The sequence below is a fragment of the Actinobacillus vicugnae genome (genome assembly GCF_901687125.1).
Taxonomy (GTDB): Bacteria; Pseudomonadota; Gammaproteobacteria; order Enterobacterales; family Pasteurellaceae; genus Actinobacillus; species Actinobacillus vicugnae.
In genome coordinates this window covers 1-19,530 of sequence record NZ_CABFJY010000033.1, presented here as the reverse complement: position 1 = coordinate 19,530, position 19,530 = coordinate 1, and the positions used below count along the sequence as shown (strand labels likewise).

Annotated in this window: 20 protein-coding genes; 16 read left to right on the top strand and 4 right to left on the bottom strand. The window is 39.0% G+C overall.

Features of this window, described 5'->3' with window-relative positions; translation table 11 throughout:
• Nucleotides 1–57 precede the first annotated feature (57 nt).
• Nucleotides 58–1,431 carry an outer membrane protein transport protein gene (locus tag F8M47_RS07390; RefSeq protein WP_150539481.1) on the bottom strand — a complete coding sequence of 458 codons (1,374 nt, stop codon included), beginning with the start codon at nt 1,429–1,431 and terminating at the stop codon, nt 58–60.
• Nucleotides 1,432–1,887: 456 nt separating this feature from the next.
• On the opposite strand from F8M47_RS07390, the gene F8M47_RS07385 reads away from it, so the two are divergent.
• From F8M47_RS07385 to iscX, 9 genes are all read left to right on the top strand, one after another.
• Nucleotides 1,888–2,340: an Rrf2 family transcriptional regulator gene (locus tag F8M47_RS07385; RefSeq protein ID WP_150539480.1), complete on the top strand. Its 453-nt coding sequence runs from the start codon at nt 1,888–1,890 to the stop codon at nt 2,338–2,340.
• A gap of 54 nt (nt 2,341–2,394) precedes the next feature.
• Nucleotides 2,395–3,621: an IscS subfamily cysteine desulfurase gene (locus F8M47_RS07380; RefSeq protein WP_150539479.1), complete on the top strand. Its 1,227-nt coding sequence runs from the start codon at nt 2,395–2,397 to the stop codon at nt 3,619–3,621.
• Between the two features lie 133 nt (nt 3,622–3,754).
• Nucleotides 3,755–4,138 (top strand): Fe-S cluster assembly scaffold IscU, encoded by a 384-nt coding sequence (gene iscU / locus F8M47_RS07375; protein ID WP_150539478.1) that lies wholly within the window; start codon nt 3,755–3,757, stop codon nt 4,136–4,138.
• Nucleotides 4,139–4,279: 141 nt separating this feature from the next.
• A complete protein-coding gene (iscA, locus tag F8M47_RS07370) occupies nt 4,280–4,603 on the top strand; it encodes an iron-sulfur cluster assembly protein IscA (protein ID WP_005623319.1) in 324 nt (107 codons plus the stop codon).
• A gap of 9 nt (nt 4,604–4,612) precedes the next feature.
• Nucleotides 4,613–5,134 (top strand): Fe-S protein assembly co-chaperone HscB, encoded by a 522-nt coding sequence (gene hscB, locus F8M47_RS07365; protein WP_150539477.1) that lies wholly within the window; start codon nt 4,613–4,615, stop codon nt 5,132–5,134.
• A 51-nt stretch (nt 5,135–5,185) separates the two neighbouring features.
• Nucleotides 5,186–5,818, top strand: a complete 633-nt coding sequence (locus F8M47_RS07360; RefSeq protein ID WP_150539476.1) for a DUF2625 family protein — start codon at nt 5,186–5,188, stop codon at nt 5,816–5,818.
• A 111-nt stretch (nt 5,819–5,929) separates the two neighbouring features.
• Complete coding sequence (gene hscA / locus F8M47_RS07355) at nt 5,930–7,783, top strand: Fe-S protein assembly chaperone HscA (protein ID WP_150539475.1); 1,854 nt, start codon at nt 5,930–5,932, stop codon at nt 7,781–7,783.
• A 142-nt stretch (nt 7,784–7,925) separates the two neighbouring features.
• Entirely contained in the window at nt 7,926–8,267 is a 342-nt protein-coding gene (gene fdx / locus F8M47_RS07350; protein WP_150539474.1) for an ISC system 2Fe-2S type ferredoxin, read from the top strand.
• Nucleotides 8,267–8,461, top strand: coding sequence for a Fe-S cluster assembly protein IscX (gene iscX / locus F8M47_RS07345; RefSeq protein WP_018651770.1), 195 nt, complete (start codon nt 8,267–8,269; stop codon nt 8,459–8,461). Before fdx ends, iscX begins: the two co-directional genes overlap by 1 nt.
• Nucleotides 8,462–8,523: 62 nt before the next feature.
• Here the strand turns inward: iscX and F8M47_RS07340 are convergent, their stop codons facing one another.
• From F8M47_RS07340 to F8M47_RS07330, 3 genes are all read right to left on the bottom strand, one after another.
• A complete protein-coding gene (locus F8M47_RS07340) occupies nt 8,524–11,223 on the bottom strand; it encodes a TonB-dependent receptor (RefSeq protein ID WP_150539473.1) in 2,700 nt (899 codons plus the stop codon).
• Between the two features lie 111 nt (nt 11,224–11,334).
• The gene (locus F8M47_RS07335) at nt 11,335–12,579 is read right to left on the bottom strand and encodes a multifunctional CCA addition/repair protein (RefSeq protein ID WP_150539472.1); all 1,245 of its coding nucleotides are present in this window, start codon (nt 12,577–12,579) and stop codon (nt 11,335–11,337) included.
• Between the two features lie 99 nt (nt 12,580–12,678).
• Nucleotides 12,679–13,188 (bottom strand): peptidylprolyl isomerase, encoded by a 510-nt coding sequence (locus F8M47_RS07330; protein ID WP_150539471.1) that lies wholly within the window; start codon nt 13,186–13,188, stop codon nt 12,679–12,681.
• 144 nt (nt 13,189–13,332) lie between these two features.
• Between F8M47_RS07330 and cysS the strand changes: the two genes are divergently transcribed.
• The 7 genes from cysS to tssI form a co-directional block, all read left to right on the top strand.
• Complete coding sequence (gene cysS, locus F8M47_RS07325) at nt 13,333–14,712, top strand: cysteine--tRNA ligase (RefSeq protein WP_150539470.1); 1,380 nt, start codon at nt 13,333–13,335, stop codon at nt 14,710–14,712.
• A 197-nt stretch (nt 14,713–14,909) separates the two neighbouring features.
• Nucleotides 14,910–15,944: a methionine ABC transporter ATP-binding protein MetN gene (gene metN, locus F8M47_RS07320; RefSeq protein ID WP_150539469.1), complete on the top strand. Its 1,035-nt coding sequence runs from the start codon at nt 14,910–14,912 to the stop codon at nt 15,942–15,944.
• Nucleotides 15,934–16,611, top strand: coding sequence for a methionine ABC transporter permease (locus tag F8M47_RS07315; RefSeq protein ID WP_150539468.1), 678 nt, complete (start codon nt 15,934–15,936; stop codon nt 16,609–16,611). The genes metN and F8M47_RS07315 overlap by 11 nt, the downstream gene beginning before the upstream one ends.
• Nucleotides 16,612–16,637: 26 nt before the next feature.
• Nucleotides 16,638–17,462, top strand: coding sequence for a MetQ/NlpA family lipoprotein (locus F8M47_RS07310; protein WP_150539467.1), 825 nt, complete (start codon nt 16,638–16,640; stop codon nt 17,460–17,462).
• Nucleotides 17,463–17,575: 113 nt separating this feature from the next.
• Complete coding sequence (locus F8M47_RS07305) at nt 17,576–18,397, top strand: MetQ/NlpA family ABC transporter substrate-binding protein (RefSeq protein WP_150539466.1); 822 nt, start codon at nt 17,576–17,578, stop codon at nt 18,395–18,397.
• 106 nt (nt 18,398–18,503) lie between these two features.
• Nucleotides 18,504–18,689: a hypothetical protein gene (locus F8M47_RS12285; RefSeq protein WP_244298089.1), complete on the top strand. Its 186-nt coding sequence runs from the start codon at nt 18,504–18,506 to the stop codon at nt 18,687–18,689.
• 48 nt (nt 18,690–18,737) lie between these two features.
• Nucleotides 18,738–19,530, top strand: a 793-nt coding sequence (gene tssI / locus F8M47_RS07300) for a type VI secretion system tip protein TssI/VgrG (RefSeq protein WP_244298087.1), incomplete at its 3' end; no start/stop codon positions are given.

Here is a 19,530-nt window from a genome sequence, read left to right as displayed (position 1 = left end):
CGTGTAATTAGTTTACACGCCTTTTTAGCATTCGTAATACCTATTTTAAGTTAGATATTAGAATTTATAGTTAAGATTTAAACCGTAAAGGTTTGCTTTTGAGCTAACTTGGAATACTGCAGATTGACCTTCTTTAAAGGTATTCTTTTTACCACGAAGGTGTGCAAAACCAACATCCGCTGCAAGATTTGGTGTAAAGCGATATGTTGCACCCACTGAGTACCATGTACGATCGGTATCAGGAATTGAGATTGATGGGTGATTTACACTTGCATTTTCATCATAAGCAAAACCAGTACGTACTGTTAATGCTTCGTTTACATCATAAGAGAAACCTAATGAATAACGTGATGAGTTACTAAAGCTTTCATTTTTATGGAATAAAATATTAGCCGTAGAACCATAAGCCGTTAAGCTTTTTAAGCGTTCCCATTCGGTATATTTATAGCTATATTGCACGGCTAATTTATCGGTTAATTTATGGAAGCCAGAAAATTCCCAATATGCAGGTAAGTTAAGCGTTAAACGACCTGGCACGGATGCACCACCTGTTGCTTGTGTAATTGGTAATGCTACGCCAGAGTTAGCTAATTGTGCTAATAATGCGTTGTAGGCAACAGGGAAATCGTTGGAGTAGTTACCTTTGAATTTTACATCAACCGCAGAGTGATATGCTAACCCCCAACGGTGGCTTTCATTTAATTCATAGCTTAAACCTGCATTCCAACCAAATGACCATTCATCACCTTTGATTTTTGATACCGAAGTATTCGCTGGCATATTAGCAAGTTGGCTTGCTACTGCAGATAATTGTGCTGCTTGCGCTGCTGGTGTCGATGCCGCACGGGTTGCTAGTTGTTGAGCGATTGATTTGCCACCCACACCTAAATGGCGTTGAACTTCAGCATCAGAGTGAATTGCGTTTAAACCAAGACCGAAGCTTAAACCATTACCAAAATTATAAGCACCGCTTAAATTAAAATTAAGTGCAGTTAATTCAGTTTTACCACCATATACACCTGCATTGAAGTGTTCGTTGTATTCAGATTTCAAACCGTAATTTACGTTTATCCCACCACCAAGTGCGAAACGATCATTTACAGGTGCAACAATATAGAGATTTGGCACGATTGCATTTGGAATAATGTTGCCGTGTGATGCGTCGAAATTACCACCAATTTTACCTGATACATGTACATCTGCATCAACTAATATACCACCTGCTGAAATTTCAGTGCTTTTGAATTTAGTCATTAATGCTGGGTTAGTTGCAACAACAGAAGCATTGTCTGCTACGGCTGCATTACCTGCGTAAGCCATACCTAAACCAGAGGTTGAAATTTCTGCTAATTGGAATGCTGCCGCTTGTGCGCCAGCAGCTGAAAAAGTTAAAAGTGATGCTAGAAGCGTTTTATTAAATTGGTTATTCATCTTATTATCCTTTATATATGAATAAAGTTTTATTTTTTAGCGAACAAGTGTTCGCGATTTTTTAAAGTCCGCGAATTCTAATCGTTGCAATAGTGAGCCCGCAAGCCTCTTTACTTAAAACCATCGGAGTTCCGACCAGTGAACGGCTGTTTATTAATTTTTAAGGAGAGGATCGCTTATAAGCGTGGTTTAAGCGTAAGTGAGCGGATAATCCAAACGATTTTAGTCGGGATTATTATTTGAAGTGGATCAAAAATCATTTATAATTATAGGGTTTTTGATTCCAAAATTTTTGATTGATAACTTTTAATTATCAAAATTGGGCAGTTAATGCCGATAATCATTTGTAAAACCTTTCAATGTGATAAGTGTAAAATTCTTGACTAAAACAGTCGGGTATATCACAATTTACTTAATTCGAAATCATTACTTTTGCGCTAAAGTGAGGAAATTATTATGAAATTAACGTCAAGAGGGCGTTATGCTGTTACTGCAATTTTAGATATTGCATTACACGGAAAATCTTTACCTGTAAGCCTTGCCGATATTTCAGAGCGCCAAGCGATTTCATTGTCGTATTTAGAACAACTTTTTGCTCAATTACGTCGTGAAGGTATTGTGCATAGCGTACGTGGGCCAGGTGGCGGTTATCAACTGGGTAAATCGCCTGAAGAAATCAGTGTGGGAATGATTATTGGTGCGGTAAATGAAAGCCTTGATGTCACTAAATGTAAAGGTAGTGGTAACTGTAGCAAAAACTCACAGTGCTTAACTCACCATTTATGGGAACGTTTAGAAGACCAAATCGGTATGTTTTTAAATACGATTACCTTAGCAGAGCTTGTTGAAGAACATTCTGATCACGATTGTGAAAAAGAGCATTGTCACGATCATTCACACAAACACTAATTGCAAAAAATTCAATAAAAATGGCCGCTTATTTCAAGCGTGTTAGGAGTAACAATGTCAGTTAAATTACCTATCTATTTAGATTATGCCGCAACCACTCCAATGGATGAGCGTGTTGCGCAAAAAATGATGCAATACATGACCAAAGATGGCATCTTTGGTAACCCAGCTTCTCGTTCACACAAATTTGGTTGGGAAGCAGAAGAAGCCGTAGATGTGGCACGTAACCATATCGCAGATTTAATCGGTGCAGATAGCCGTGAAATCGTATTTACTTCAGGCGCAACAGAATCTGACAACCTTGCAATCAAAGGTGCAGCACATTTTTACCAAACTAAAGGTAAACATATCATCACGGTTAAAACTGAACATAAAGCGGTATTAGATACTTGCCGTCAGTTAGAACGTGAAGGTTTTGAAGTAACTTATTTAGATCCAGAAACAGACGGTTTATTAGATTTAGCAAAATTAGAAGCAGCCATTCGCCCAGACACGATTTTAGTATCGGTAATGCACGTAAATAATGAAATGGGTGTTATCCAAGACATTAAAGCAATCGGTGAAATGTGCCGCTCACGTAAAATTATTTTCCACGTGGATGCAACCCAATCTGTAGGTAAAATTCCAGTAAACGTGCAAGAATTAAAAGTTGATTTAATGTCGTTCTCAAGCCATAAATTATACGGGCCAAAAGGTATTGGTGGCTTATATGTATGCCGTAAACCACGTGTTCGTATTGAGGCGATTATCCATGGTGGTGGCCACGAACGTGGTATGCGTTCAGGTACATTACCTGTACACCAAATCGTTGGTATGGGTGAAGCGTACCGTATCGCAAAAGAAGAAATGGCAACTGAAATGCCACGTTTACGAGCATTACGTGACCGCTTATACAATGGCTTCAAAGATATTGAAGAAGTGTATGTAAATGGCTCAATGGAAGAAGGCAAACGTGTTGATTCAAACTTAAATATTAGCTTTAACTTTGTTGAAGGTGAGTCATTGATGATGGCGTTGCGTGATATTGCGGTTTCATCGGGTTCAGCATGTACTTCAGCAAGCTTAGAGCCTTCATATGTATTACGTGCCATCGGCCGCGATGATGAATTAGCACACAGCTCAATTCGTTTTACATTAGGTCGTTGGACAACTGAAGAAGAAATCGATTACACCATCGAACTTGTTAAAAAAGCAATCGTAAAACTTCGTGAACTTTCACCGCTTTGGGAAATGTTTAAAGAGGGTGTGGATTTAAGCAAAATTGAGTGGAATCACCACTAATTAGCAGAAATATTGCAATGCATTTGCGTTGTTGAACCGCCTTGCCGTACTTATTGTACTGTCTGTGGCGGTTCGCTTAGCAACTGCAAGCGATATTTTGCTGATAGAAGAATTTTAATAGAAGGAATACAAAATGGCATACAGCGAAAAAGTAATTGACCATTACGAAAACCCACGTAACGTAGGGACATTTGACAAAGAAGCCACAGATGTTGGTACTGGTATGGTTGGTGCACCTGCGTGTGGCGATATTTTACGTTTACAAATTAAAGTGAACGATCAAGGTATTATTGAAGATGCACGTTTTAAAGCGTACGGTTGTGGTTCTGCAATCGCATCAAGCTCTTTAATTACCGAATGGGTAAAAGGTAAATCTTTAGAAGAAGCGGGTGCAATTAAAAACAGCGATATCGCAGAAGAATTAGAATTACCACCAGTAAAAGTACACTGTTCAATTCTGGCAGAAGATGCAATCAAAGCAGCGATTGCAGACTACAAAGAAAAACAAGGTAAGTAAAATCTAATCCTTAGATTACACGGAAAGCACGAAGACAAGCGGTTGTTTTTTCGCAAATTTTTGCAAAATCAATTTTTTCGTGTATTTCCGTGTTTTCCGTGGTGAAGATTGTTTTTATTTAACAGATTAAAAGGATAACTTATGGCAATTACATTAACAGAAACAGCAGCAAATCGAGTTCGTACATTCTTAGAAAACCGTGGTAAAGGTATTGGTTTACGTTTAGGAGTGAAAACATCGGGCTGCTCAGGACTGGCTTATGTACTTGAATTTGTTGATGTGTTAAATGAGGATGATCAAGTGTTTGAACAACACGGGGTAAAAGTGATTGTGGATGAAAAAAGCCTCGCTTATTTAGACGGTACAGAATTAGATTTCGTCAAAGAAGGTTTAAATGAAGGTTTTAAATACAACAATCCAAATGTAAAAGATTCTTGTGGTTGTGGCGAAAGCTTTAACGTGTAGAGGTTACAGATGAATAATCCTTTTGCGCTATTTGATCTTCCAGTTCAATTTCAATTAGATAATGCGTTGCTTTCAGAGCGTTATCTCGCATTACAGAAACAACTTCACCCAGATAATTTTGCAAAGAGTTCTGCTACAGAACAACTTGCTGCGGTACAAAAATCTGCGGATGTTAATGCCGCGTTACAAACGCTAAAAGACCCAATTTTGCGTGCTGAAGCACTGATTGAAATTCAAACGGGCGAAGTGAAAAATCTTGAAGAAAAAAGCATGAGAGATGTTGAGTTTTTAATGCAACAAATGGAGTGGCATGAAAAACTCGAAATGATTGAACATCGCCATGACGAAACAGAATTAACCGCATTTTTAAAACAGATTAAAAGCGAACAAAAATCAGTACTAGAGCAGCTAGAGAAAACGCTTGAAGCACAACAGTGGCAACAAGCAAATGCACTCACTGACCGTTTACGCTATTTTAAAAAATTAATTATTCAGATTGAAAAAGTCGAAGAAAAATTTTTTGATATGTAATCTATAGCCAAATTAGCTTCACAAGCGGTTCAATTTCTTGGGGATTTTGTAATGAAAACATTAGAAGAATTATTGGATAAAAACTCCGCTTGGTTGATCTTAAGAGATTGGTTCACCCAAGCAAAAAATCACTATGAAATTTTAGCTAGCTATCCGGAAGATGCTGGCGCGGCTTTAGTGGGAATGCAACTTTCAACCCGCTCCCCAATGGGCGCGATTGTGTACGAAACGGGCGGAATTTTTATTGATCACGGCTGGTTACGCATTTTAGGCTCGGGCAATGAAAAATTACCAAGAGGGTTATTCGATTGGAATTTTGGCAAAACTTTCAAACAATCGGGTGAGCAACCAAGTCACTTATTAGTCGCAGATGATGCCATTGGTGGTTATTTTGCCATTAACGCAGGCGGTCTGGGTGATAAACTTGGCCAGATTTACTATCACAATCCAAAAACGAAAAAATGGGAAGCGCTCAATTTAGGTTATTCAGAATTTTTAGGTTGGGCATTAGCGGGCGATTTAGCTGATTTTTATAAAGACTTACGTTGGGACAATTGGCAAGCGGATATTGTTACTTTACAAGGTCATCAAGTATTAGAATTAGCAACTAAAATCGCAGTACCAATTGAACGCCACTACCAAGGTGAATTTGCCCCAGAAAATATGGGGTATTCGGTGGCATAAGCGGTGGGATTTTGTGGAAAATTCGCAATTGAAATGTTGAATTATGTTCTTCGACAGCTTGTATTTACGAAGAAAATAAGACAACAGAAATAAAGTAGAGAGATAAATATAATGGCATTACTTCAAATTGCTGAGCCAGGCCAGACAGCTGCGCCACATCAGCATCGTTTAGCAGTCGGTATCGACCTTGGTACAACCAATTCTTTGGTGGCAAGTGTACGTAGCGGGCAAACGCAAGTGTTATTAGATGATCAGGAACGTGCCTTAGTGCCTTCGGTCGTTTATTACGGTGAACAACAAAAATTAGTCGGTGTTGAAGCTTTTGCGCAAGCAAGTATTCATCCACAAGATACCGTAATTTCGGCAAAGCGTTTAATTGGTCGATCGCTTGCAGACGTGCAAACACGTTACCCTGATTTGCCTTATCAATTTATTGCGAGCGATAACGGTTTGCCATTAATTCAAACGCAACAAGGCAATAAAAGCCCTGTTGAGGTTTCGGCGGATATTTTAACCCATTTAAATCATTTTGCAGAACAACGTTTAGGCGGGGAGTTATCAGGTGTGGTGATTACTGTGCCAGCCTATTTTGATGATGCACAGCGCCAAAGCACCAAAGATGCGGCACGTTTGGCAGGGCTAAATGTATTGCGTTTATTAAATGAGCCAACCGCTGCTGCAATCGCCTATGGCTTGGATAGCGGTCAAGAAGGTGTGATTGCGGTCTATGATTTAGGCGGTGGGACTTTCGATATTTCGATTTTACGTTTAAGCCGTGGTGTGTTTGAAGTGTTGGCAACAGGTGGCGATACAGCGTTAGGTGGTGACGATTTTGACCATTTACTTGCAGATTGGATAGCAAACCAAGCCGCTTATAAACCACAAAATGCAAATGAGCAACGTGACTTATTAACGCTTGCTACACAAACTAAAGTAGCACTTTCACAAGCGGACGAAATTGAGGTGAAATTTGCAGATTGGCAAGGTGTAGTAAGCCGTGTGCAATTTAATGAATTAATTCAACCGCTAGTAAAACGTTCATTAATGACTTGTCGTCGTGCGTTAAAAGATGCGGGTGTAGACGCTGATGAGGTGCGTGAAGTGGTGATGGTTGGCGGTTCAACCCGTGTGCCGTTTGTGCGTGAACAAGTGGGCGAATTTTTTGGCAAAACACCATTAACTTCAATTGATCCAGATAAAGTGGTCGCGTTAGGGGCGGCAATTCAGGCAGATATTTTAGTCGGTAACAAACCTGACAGCGAAATGTTGTTGCTCGACGTAGTTCCACTTTCATTAGGGATTGAAACGATGGGCGGTTTAGTTGAGAAAATTATTCCACGTAATACCACCATCCCTGTGGCTCGAGCGCAAGAATTTACCACGGCAAAAGATGGTCAAACAGCAATGAGTGTTCATGTATTACAAGGTGAGCGTGAGTTAGTTGAAGATTGTCGGTCATTAGGTCGTTTTACTTTACGTGGCATTCCACCGATGGTGGCAGGCGCAGCTACAATCCGAGTAACTTATCAAGTGGATGCAGATGGTTTACTAAGCGTAACAGCAATGGAAAAATCGACCAAAGTGCAAGCTTCAATTCAAATTAAGCCGTCTTACGGTTTAAGCGATGAAGAAGTAACGCAAATGATTAAAGCATCTATGAGTAACGCGAAAGAGGATATGGAAGCACGCCAACTTGCAGAACAACGTGTTGAAGCGGATCGAACGATTGATACCGTGATTTCAGCACTGCAGCAGGATGGTGCAGAGGTACTAAGCGTTGAAGAGTTTAAATTAATTGAAGCGGAAATCGCAAAACTGATTCAATTAAAACAAGGTACGGATCGACAAGCAATTGCCCAAGGGGTAAAAGATTTAGATCTTGCAACACAAACATTTGCTGCGAAGCGAATGAATTTATCAATCCAAAAAGCATTAGCGGGTAAAGCCGTTGATGAGATTATTTAATTAGCCTCCCGCTTTGAAAAGAGGGATTGAGGGAGATTTTTAGATCTCAATTTTGTAAAAAGTGGCTGACTTTTCACCGCTTGTAAATCTCTCTTAGTCTCTTTTTAGTAAAGAAGGGAAGAGCCAAATGAAAGAGGATATTATGCCAAAAGTTGTTTTTCTTCCGCATGAAGAATTTTGTCCGGAAGGTATGGTGATTGAAGCACAAACAGGTGATAATTTATTAGAACTAGCGCACAATGCAGGGGTTGAAATTCACCACGCTTGTGATGGTTCTTGTGCTTGCACTACTTGCCATGTGGTGATTCGTGAAGGATTTGATTCATTAAATGAAACCACCGATCAAGAAGAAGATATGCTAGATAAAGCATGGGGTTTAGAAATGGATAGCCGCTTAAGTTGTCAATGTATTGTTGGTGACGAAGATTTAGTGGTCGAGATTCCGAAATATAACTTAAATCACGCAAATGAGGCAGCACACTAATGAAATGGTCTGATACACGTATGATTGCGGAAAATCTGTATGATATGAATCCAGATTTAGACCCAACCACGGTACGCTTTACGGATATGCATAAATGGATCTGCGAAATGGAAGATTTTGATGATGATCCAGAAGCATCAAATGAGCATATTTTAGAAGCGATTTTAACGATTTGGTTAGAAGAGTACGAATAAGATAGTACGTGAATAAGAATTGAAAAGGCTATGACAATTGATGGCATAGCCTTTTTTGAATGCTAGAATTTCGCATTTACGGCAAAAGTAAAATTCCGTCCCATCTGTGGCACATAAGGCAAGAATGAGTTGTGAATATACACTTTTTCGTTAAGCAAGTTATCAGCACGAAGTGTAAAAGTATAATCAATACCTTTGATAAGGCGGTTGTAATCAATGCCTACATTAACCATATTGTAGCCTTTGGTTACGTTTTCAGTAATTTTACGAGCCTGCATTTTTTTGGGGTTCTTTTCATTGTAATAATATATCGTTTTACCATTTTCATCTTTGATTGAAGGTTTAATCGCAATGGTTGAGGTTGAAACACGATCTTGTTTGAAAATACGGCTATATTCTAGATTCACTAACCAATGTTCTCCAATAGCAGCTTGATAACGTAAACCTAATCGCATTGGCGGTAGGCGAGGGGAAATAGTTGATTTACGCTCTAACACGTCATAATCTTCTTCACCTGGGGTTGTTGTGCCATTTTTGTACACATTAATTTCGGTAGTACATTCATTATCAGTATTGATTGCAGCCCATTCGTCTGCGGTTTTATTCGCACAAGTAAACCCACCATTTGGATCATAATAACCATCACTGTCCACAGATTGACCTTTTAAATCATCTTCGATAATAAATTTTCTACCCGAATGAAGTAATTTTCCTTTTACAGGTGAAAGATTACCAATTTTTCCTCTTACGACATCACCAAACAGAGTAATTTGATGATTTTCATTCAGAGGGAGTATTATTTCTCCTTCTAACCCATAAAATCTCGCGGTAGTTTGGTTATAACGGCGAATATAGAGGTTCCCTTTTTTAACAATATTTTCATTGAAAATATAGTTATCAAATTTGCTGTAGTAAGCATTTGCCTTATAGCCAAATTTTTCACCTTGATAGGCTAAACCTAATTCCACATTATCAGATTTCTCTTTTTTCAAATCCTTATTACCATATTCAAAGGAGTTTGTGGCAAGGTGTTTACCACTGTAATAAAGCTCCATTGGCGTTGGTAAGCGTTCATTATGGGAGTAAATCAAATTCAGTTTATGATTTGGTGCAAAATCCCATAAGAATGAGCCAGAATATGAAACTGCACTTTCTTTATACGGTGTTAGATCAGGATGCTGTGGTGTACGTTCAACCGTCGCAGCTCCTTTTTTATAACGTTCTAATTTTTCAGTCAATAAGGCACGATTATAATCAACAGGTGTTTTTTGGCGTTCCCAACGAACAGCGGTTTCAAATGTAAAATTACCTATTTTGAGTTCTTCTAAACCGAACAAACTTAGGTTTTTGTTTGTATGTGGTACAAGCAAATTACGCGGGTCCGCTGCAGGTGTTGCTCCATAACTTGGCAAATAAGGTGTTAAAGCACTGGATTTTTGACGTTGGTATTGAATTCCGACTAATCCTTTTAAAGTTGAAAGCCCTAAATGAATAGGAGAGTGATGTAATTCAAATCGACTGTTAACACCTTTATTTTTAAAAATAGCAGCAGCGTGACCATAGTCATCTCGAGAGGTATAGTTTTCCGCTATTCCTGTTCTACGCTCAGGGTTACCTGGATCTCTTTCATCGTGATAATAATCGGCGTAAGTCAAACTTAATTTAACTTTTTCCAACCAGCGGATAGGGTTATGTAATTCACCACGTAAATCATAACGTGACATTTTCATATCCACCCAAGGACCACGGTGATTATGGTTATGATGGAAACCGAAAGGATTATCGTGGCTATGTCCGTGATCTTCACCATTATCGGCTACTTTACAACCATCAAAATGTGGAGCATCAACAATATCTTGATCGTCCATTAAATGTGGATAGGCATTTAGATAATAACGACCTCCAACCGCACGCTCAGGGTTATCAATCGCACTAATGAAGTGAGCAGTACAGCTATCATAGTTATGGTTATGTCCTGGAATGCCGTATTTATCGCGACGTTTGCTGTAAGATGCACCAATAAAGCCTTTTTCACCGATGTAGGATAAACCAAAAGTACCAACAGTTGATTTATTATCACTGTCAGGTAAATAATTTAATACTTTATCTGAACGAAATTCAGGCACTTTGTAGTCTTTAGCACTGCGTTTTAATCCTTCAATACGAGCCACAATATGATCGGTTAAAGCAAGACTTACGCCAGCTGTCGCCACTTTTTCACGGCTTCCCGTGTTATAACGTAATAATGCCTCACCCTCAATTTTCTCATTTAATAAACCATTTGGCATTTGAGTAGGAATTCTGCCATCAACCACATTTACTACACCAGCAGGCGATGCTGTACTGTACAGTAGTGTATTTGCTCCGCGTACTAACTCCACTTTATTGGCAAGTAGTGTATCAGTTGCGACAACGTGGTCAGGCGAAAGGGCAGACATATCAATGACATCAGTGCCATTTTGTAGAATTTTGACCCGAACCCCATCTTGTCCACGAATAATGGGTTTACTCGCTCCCCCACCAAAAGGATTAGAGTGAATACCCAATTCTCCAGATAATGCATTCCCTAAGGTTGCCGAACGTGTTTTGAGCTTTTCTTTATAGATAACGTGATCGCTGATATTCGGCGTATTATTTAAAATCTCACCCGCTGATTTGCCTTGTGCACTCACTTTAACTTCTTCAAGTTCAGCCGTTTCCTCTGCTTGAGCTGTTAAGCTTAAGACCGTAAATAAAGCTAACGTAATGGCATTTTTTCTCATTATTTTCCCCTTTTATTGTTTAAAAGGGGTGCATTATAACGAATAAACCATAAAAAAATAGTGGAAATGATAAAAAGCCATTATTTTTTTATGGTTTGTGTTTTAAGGCATTTAAATAGCGGTTATTTTTTGCTTAAAATTTGCAATTGCTCTTGATCTGCGTTTATTTAATTCTTGGCGAATAGCTTGTTTTTCAAAGCCGTCAGCAATTACTTGCTGCACATCAACTTGATTGGCGACTTCAAAATAATTTTTTGCCAATTCGGCTTGAGGGTAAGTTCTTTGGTCAAAGCCTAAACGTCCTCGAGCATCAGCTTCACAGGCGAGCAGAAAATCGAAAAAGCGTTTGGGTTTGCGCCATACATCAAGTGCATTAAATACTTTTAATACCGTTTCAGGGCGTAGTTCTGCCATTTTGTGGCAGTGAGTGTGATATTCGGCTACTAAAATGGCAAAATCTTTGATTTCTGTCGGAACTTTTAGACGATTGGCAAGATCTCGGGCGGGTTTTATGCCTTTGACTTCGTGTCCATAATGATGAGGTAAAATCTCGCTTGCGGTGAGTCCTTTACCTAAGTCGTGGCAAAGTGCCGCCCACAGTAAAGCGGTCGGATTTTCAGCTTTTTTTGCAAGCTGTTTTGCCTGTTCAATCACCAGTAAAGTATGGATACCACAATCAATTTCAGGGTGATGTTGTGCTGGTTGAGGCACACCAAATAAGTGGTCAAATTCAGGGAATAAAACAGCTAATGCACCGACTTCTCGTAATACTTCAAAATAGATTTGTGGATTATCGGTCGCAAAGGCTTTTTGGGTTTCCAGCCAAACACGTTCTGTGGTTAAGTGTGCTAACTCGCCACAAGCGGCCATTTTTTGCATTAATTTTGCCGTTTCAGGCGCAATCGTAAAGCCCAACGAATGAAAACGAGCAGCAAAGCGCGCCACTCGTAAAACACGTAGTGGATCTTCGCTAAACGCAGGCGAAATATGGCGTAAAATGCGCTTTTCCAAATCTTGCTGTCCGCCAAAAGGGTCTATAATTTGACCGCTTGCATCTTGTGCAATGGCATTAATGGTGAGATCACGGCGAATCAGATCTTGTTCAAGCGTAACCTCAGGCGAAAAATCACAAATAAAGCCGTTATAACCCACACCATTTTTACGTTCTTGGCGAGCAAGGGCATATTCTTCTTTGCTTATAGGATGTAAGAAAACAGGAAAATCGTTACCCACTTGTTGAAAGCCTTGCGCTAAAAGCTGTTCTGGTGTGGCGCCTACGACGAGGTAATCTCGATCTTTAACGGGTAAATTTAAAAGCAGATCACGGACTGCGCCACCGACGAGGTAAATTTGCATGTTGACTGTTACTTTTCGGATGAAATTTTAGGTGAAATTCTGAAAAAATTTGACCGCTTGCGCAAATACAAGCGGTCAAATTTCGAGATAATTTTGCAATTACGCAACGCTTACTGATTCAATTACAACATCTTCTACAGGAACGTCTTGGTGGAAGCCTTTATTGCTTGTTTTCACGCCTTTGATTTTATCAACTACGTCCATACCTTCAACCACTTCACCAAATACCGCATAGCCCCATTCTTGAACTACTTCACGTCCAAACATTTCTTTTGAACGATAATCTAAGAATGTGTTGTCCGCTACGTTAATAAAGAATTGTGAACTTGCTGAATGCGGATCTGAAGTACGTGCCATAGCTAATGTGCCACATTTGTTGCTTAAACGATTGTTTGCTTCGTTTTGAATTGGTGCTTTGGTTGATTTTTCGATTAAACCTGAAGTCATACCGCCACCTTGAATCATAAAACCGTCGATAACACGGTGGAAAATGGTGCCGTTATAAAAACCTTCTTTGCAGTAATCTTCAAAGTTTTTTGCAGTTACTGGCGCTTTTTCAAAATTAAGTTCGATTTTAATATCACCGAAATTGGTATGTAATGTAATCATTTGGATTTCCTTATAAAAGTAGAAAGGGAAGCTTGGGACGCTATTATTAAAAAGTTTGCAGGAAATTGCAAAAAAATCTCAAAATTAGAGCGCTTATTCGCTATACTTCTGCCATTGCAATAACAAATAAGTACAGAGGATACTATGCTCAAAATTTATAACACCCTAAAACGTGAAAAAGAAGAATTTAAACCGATCAATCCAAACCAAGTTGGTATGTATGTCTGTGGTGTAACGGTTTACGATCTCTGTCATTTTGGGCACGGTCGTACTTTTGTTTCATTTGATGTGATCGCTCGTTATTTGCGTTATTCGGGCTATAACTTACGCTATGTACGTAATATTACCGATGTGGACGATAAAATCATTAAACGAGCATTAGAAAATAACGAAACCAGTGATCAATTGGTTGAACGCATGATTGCAGAAATGCATAAAGATTTCGATGCTCTTAATATCTTACGTCCAGATGTTGAGCCTCGTGCGACAAAAAATATTCCAGAAATTATTGCGATGGTCGAAAAACTGATCGCAAAAGAACACGCTTATGTCGCAGCAGATGGCGATGTGATGTTTGATGTGGAAAGTTTTAATAAATACGGGGCATTATCTCGCCAAAACTTAGAACAATTACAAGCGGGCGCACGTGTTGAAATTAAATCGGTGAAGAAAAATCCAATGGATTTCGTGTTATGGAAAATGTCAAAAGCAGGCGAGCCAAGCTGGCAAAGTCCATGGGGGGCTGGTCGTCCAGGTTGGCATATCGAATGTTCGGCAATGAATAGCAAAGAGTTAGGCGAACATTTTGATATTCACGGGGGCGGTTCTGATTTAATGTTCCCACACCATGAAAATGAAATTGCGCAATCTTGCTGTGCACACGGTGGTGATTATGTCAATTACTGGTTACATACTGGTATGCTGACGATTGATGATGAGAAAATGTCAAAATCACTTGGTAATTTCTTTACGATTCGTACCATGCTTGAGAAATATGAAGCGGAAACTTTGCGTTATTTCTTCTTAACTGCACATTATCGTAGCTTGCTAAATTACAGTTTGGATAACCTCGATTTAGCTCGTTCAGCGTTAGAACGTTTATATACTGCTTTACGCGGTTGCGATTTATCGGTTGCGGTTGCAGGTGGTGAGCAATACATTGAAGCATTTAAAACCGCAATGGATGATGATTTCAATACTCCAGGTGCATTAGCGGTATTATTTGAATTAGCTCGTGAAGTAAACAAACTGAAAACCGAAGATATGGCGAAAGCGAATGGTTTAGCGGTACGTTTAAAAGAGCTTGCGGGCGTGTTAGGTTTGCTTTATCAAGATCCTCAAACCTTTTTACAAGGTGATGCCAACCATGATGAAGTGGCGCAAATTGAAGCGCTCATCAAACAACGCAATGAAGCAAAAGCCGCTAAAAACTGGGCAGTAGCGGACGAGATGCGTGATAAATTAAAGGCAATGAATATCGTGTTGGAAGATACCCCAAACGGCACAACATGGCGTAAAGCGTAATCTTTAAAAAATAAGAATAAGCGGTTGAATTTGTAAGAAAGTTTGCAAATTCAACCGCTTTTTTGCTTTGTTAGCATAATTGTTCGATTTTTTATTCATTTTTGATATAAAAAAAACGGTTTAGTGAATTGACATAGCATTCTAGACGTCTAAAATAATAAATTAATTTTAATGATTTATAGTGTGGATACAGAGTTATGATTCAGCTGGAAAATATCAGCAAACAGTTTGAGGTAAAAGGTAAAAAAATTACCGCCTTAGACAATGTGAACCTTGAAGTGCCAAAGGGGACAATTTACGGTGTAATTGGCGCGAGTGGTGCAGGTAAAAGTACGCTCATTCGCTGTGTGAATTTACTTGAGCGTCCAACCATAGGGCGAGTTATAGTGGACGGGCAAGATTTAACTGCAATGTCGGAAAAAGAGCTGATTTTGGCTCGTCGTAATATTGCGATGATTTTCCAACATTTCAATCTATTAGCATCGCATACGGTATATGAAAATATCGCTTTACCATTAACGTTAAGCAATACACCAAAAGATCAGATAAATAAAAAAGTAAACGAACTGATTGAATTAGTTGGATTAAGTGAACGTCGAGATGTTTATCCAAGTAATTTATCGGGTGGTCAGAAACAACGTGTAGCCATTGCTCGTGCGCTAGCAAGTGATCCGCACGTATTATTGTGCGATGAAGCAACCAGTGCATTAGATCCTGCAACCACGCAATCTATCTTACAATTATTAAAAGATATTAATAAGCGCTTAGGCTTAACCATTTTATTAATTACTCATGAAATGGAAGTTGTGAAACGTATTTGCGACCGTGTTGCTGTGATTGATAAAGGACAGTTGATTGAAAGCGGTTCGGTGAGTGAGATTTTCTCTAATCCAAAAACAGAATTGGCACAGAAATTTATTCAATCAACATTCCACTACGAATTACCTGCGGAATATACTGATCAACTTTCTGATCATCAAACACCAAATGGTAAACCTATCATCAAATTTGAGTTTACGGGTCGCTCGGTGGATGCGCCATTACTTTCGATGGCGTCGAAAAAATTCGGCATTGATTTCAGTATTTTAATGTCGCAAATTGATTATGCAGGTGGCGTGAAATTTGGTTTTGTGATTGCAGAAGTTACAGGAAATCACGATTCAATTGCAGAAGCAAAATTTTATTTAATGGATAATAACGTAAAAGTGGAGGTGCTAGGTTATGTGGGATAGTTTTATGCAGGAACTCACACCTCAAATGTGGGTGTTAGTGGGGACTTCAACACTAGAAACCCTTTATATGGGCTTTGTTGCAACTTTACTTGCGGTTGTTGTCGGTTTACCGATTGGCTTTTTAGCATTTTTAACGGGGAAAGGTGAGATTTTAGAAAATCCACGCTTGCATCAAATCTTAGATGTCGTTATTAATATTGGTCGTTCAGTGCCGTTTATTATTTTGTTAGTGGTCTTGCTACCTTTTACTCGTTTATTAGTGGGAACGACTCTTGGGACAACAGCGGCAATTGTGCCGTTAAGTGTTTCGGCAATTCCGTTTTTTGCGCGTTTGACTTCCAATGCGTTATTAGAAATTCCTGCTGGTTTGACCGAAGCGGCTAAATCAATGGGTGCAACTAATTGGCAGGTGGTTCGTAAATTCTATTTACCTGAATCACTTCCGATTTTAATCAACGGTATCACGCTAATCTTAGTGGCTTTAATCGGTTACTCGGCAATGGCGGGAGCAGTTGGTGGCGGTGGTTTAGGCAACCTTGCTATCAGTTACGGTGAACACCGTAATATGATCTATGTGAAGTGGATCTCAACAATTATTATTGTAGCGATTGTGATGATTAGCCAAAAAATTGGCGATAATCTTGCAAAACGCTACGATCATCGTTAAACACAACATTAAAAAGGAGTTTTCCTATGAATTTCAAGAAAGTATTAAGTGTCGCGTTAGTGTCAGCTTTAGCATTAACCGCTTGTAAAGAAGAGAAAAAAGCGGATGCAACTGCTGCAGAAGCAACGACAAAAATCAAAGTTGGTGTAATGTCAGGTCCTGAACACACCGTTGCGGAAAAAGCGGCTCAAGTAGCAAAAGAAAAATATGGTCTAGATGTTGAATTCGTTTTATTCAATGACTATGCATTGCCAAATACTGCGGTAAGCAAAGGTGATTTAGATGCGAATGTGTTTCAACACAAACCATATTTAGATAAAGACAGCGAAACTAAAGGCTTAAAAAATCTTGTTATCGTAGGTAATACTTTTGTTTACCCATTAGCAGGTTATTCAAAAAAAATTAAAGCGGTTTCAGAGTTAGCTGAAGGTGCGGTAATTGCAGTACCAAATGATCCGTCAAACCTTGCTCGTGCATTAATTCTTTTAGAAAAACAAGGCTTAATCAAATTAAAAGACAATACAAACTTATTCTCAACTTCATTAGATATTGTAGAAAATCCGAAAAAATTAAACATTAAAGAAGTCGATACTTCAGTTGCTGCGAAGGCACTGGATGATGTAGATTTAGCGGTAGTAAATAACACTTATGCAGGTCAAGTTGGCTTAAATTCAACCGAACATGGTGTGTTTGTTGAAGATAAAGATTCTCCGTATGTAAATATTATTGTGGCACGTGAAGACAATAAAGATTCAGATAAAGTGAAGAACTTAGTGAAAGCGTGGCAAACGGAAGAGGTTTATCAAGAAGCTCGTACTCATTATAAAGACGGCGTGGTAAAAGGTTGGTAATCATTTCTTGATATTAATCAGCTTTTAAACAAGCGGTGGAATTTCATCAAAATTTTGCAAGAAAGTGAGAAAATTTCACCGCTTATTTTTATCTATATTGAGAGGTTTATTCTATGAATTTAAAGAAATTATTAGGTTTAGCCGTTGTTTCAGCATTGGCATTAACAGGTTGTAAAGAAGATAAAGTAGCGGAAGCAGCAAAAGCAGAAGTAGCGAAACCACTAAAAATTGGGGTGATGACAGGTCCTGAAGCGCAAATGACTGAAGTAGCGGTAAAAATTGCGAAAGAAAAATATGGTTTAGATGTTCAATTAGTTCAATTTACTGAATACACACAGCCAAATGCAGCGTTACACACAAAAGATTTAGATGCAAACGCATTCCAAACTGTGCCTTATTTAGAGCAAGAAAGTAAAGATCGTGGCTATAAAATGGCGGTGATCGGCAATACCTTTATTTGGCCAATTGCGGGTTATTCGAAAAAAATTAAAAATGTAGCAGAATTAAGAGATGGTGCTATCGTTTCAATTCCAAATAACCCAAGTAATACGGGGCGAGCATTGTTATTATTACAAGCAAGCGGTTTAATTAAGTTAAAAGACCCGAAAAACTTATTTTCAACAGAACACGATATTATTGAAAATCCGAAAAATATTCAGATCAAACAAGTTGATACTGCATTATTAACCCGTTCTTTAGATGATGTAGATTTATCAATTATTAATAATACTTATGCGGGTCAAGCAGGATTAAGTCCTGAAAAAGACGGTATTATTGTTGAATCTAAAGATTCACCTTACGTGAATTTAGTGGTAAGTCGTGAAGATAATAAAGATGATGAACGCTTACAAACATTTGTAAAAGCGTTCCAAACGGAAGAAGTTTACCAAGAAGCGTTAAAATTATTTAACGGTGGCGTGGTAAAAGGCTGGTAATATAAATAAAACCACGAAGTTTAGGCTTCGTGGTTTATTTTTTTATTTTGTTTTGTTTAATTTTTGTATAATATAACAAATTATTTTTTGATTAAATAGGAACAACATGACAGTACAATCCAATTACCGCTACAGCCTCAAGGTCAATGGCGAGACGGAATTTGATGTAGTGAGTTTTGTGTTAAAAGAAGGGCTTTCACAGTTATTTCGTTTAGAATTAGAGCTGGCGAGTTTTAATCCAAGTCCTGCGTTTTCAACGATTTTGGATAACGGTGCGACCTTGACTTTTTGACAAGGTAATGAGGCGGTACGGCATGTAAATGGGATTGTCACGCAACTGGTGCAAGGTGAAACAGGGTTTGAACGCACACGTTATAAAATGGTGATAGAGCCCAGTCTTGCCCGCGCTGGTTATCAAGCCGATAATAAAATCTTCCAACAACAAACCTCAGCACAAATCATTCACACCTTATTACAAAAAAACGGTATTGCACGTCATGAATTCCACTTTTTAGAGCGTCTTTGGCAACGCGAATATTGCGTTCAGTATCGAGAAACGGATTTAGCCTTTATTGAACGGCTCGCAGCGGAAGAAGGTGCTTATTACTATTTTGCCCATACGGCTGACAGCCATACCTTACATTTCAGTAATACCACCGCCTTTTCATCAGAATTAGGACAATTACTGTATAACCCCACCCCTGCGGGTGACCGTCCGGAGCCTGCTTTATGGCGTTGGGCTTATGAAATGAAATTGGGGACAACCCAACACACCTTACGCGATTACACCTTTACCCACCCTAATTATCATCAAGAGCACCAACGCAGCAGCCAACAAAGCAATGTATTAGGTGAAAGTGTGGTCAATCTTTATGAAAAATATGATTACCCAGGTCGTTATAAGCGTGATGCGCAAGGCGAGCCGTTTAACCAATACCGATTGGAATACGAACGGCGTGAATCGGAAGTGGCACTGGCCACCGGTGATGATTTACGGGTTATCCCCGGTTATCGCTTTAGCCTTACAGGACATCCAAGAGAACACTTTAACCAAAGTTGGCTGGTGGTCGAAGTCGAACACCGTGGTTGGCAATATGGTGTGCTTGAAGAAGAAGCAGGCAACTCAGGCAATC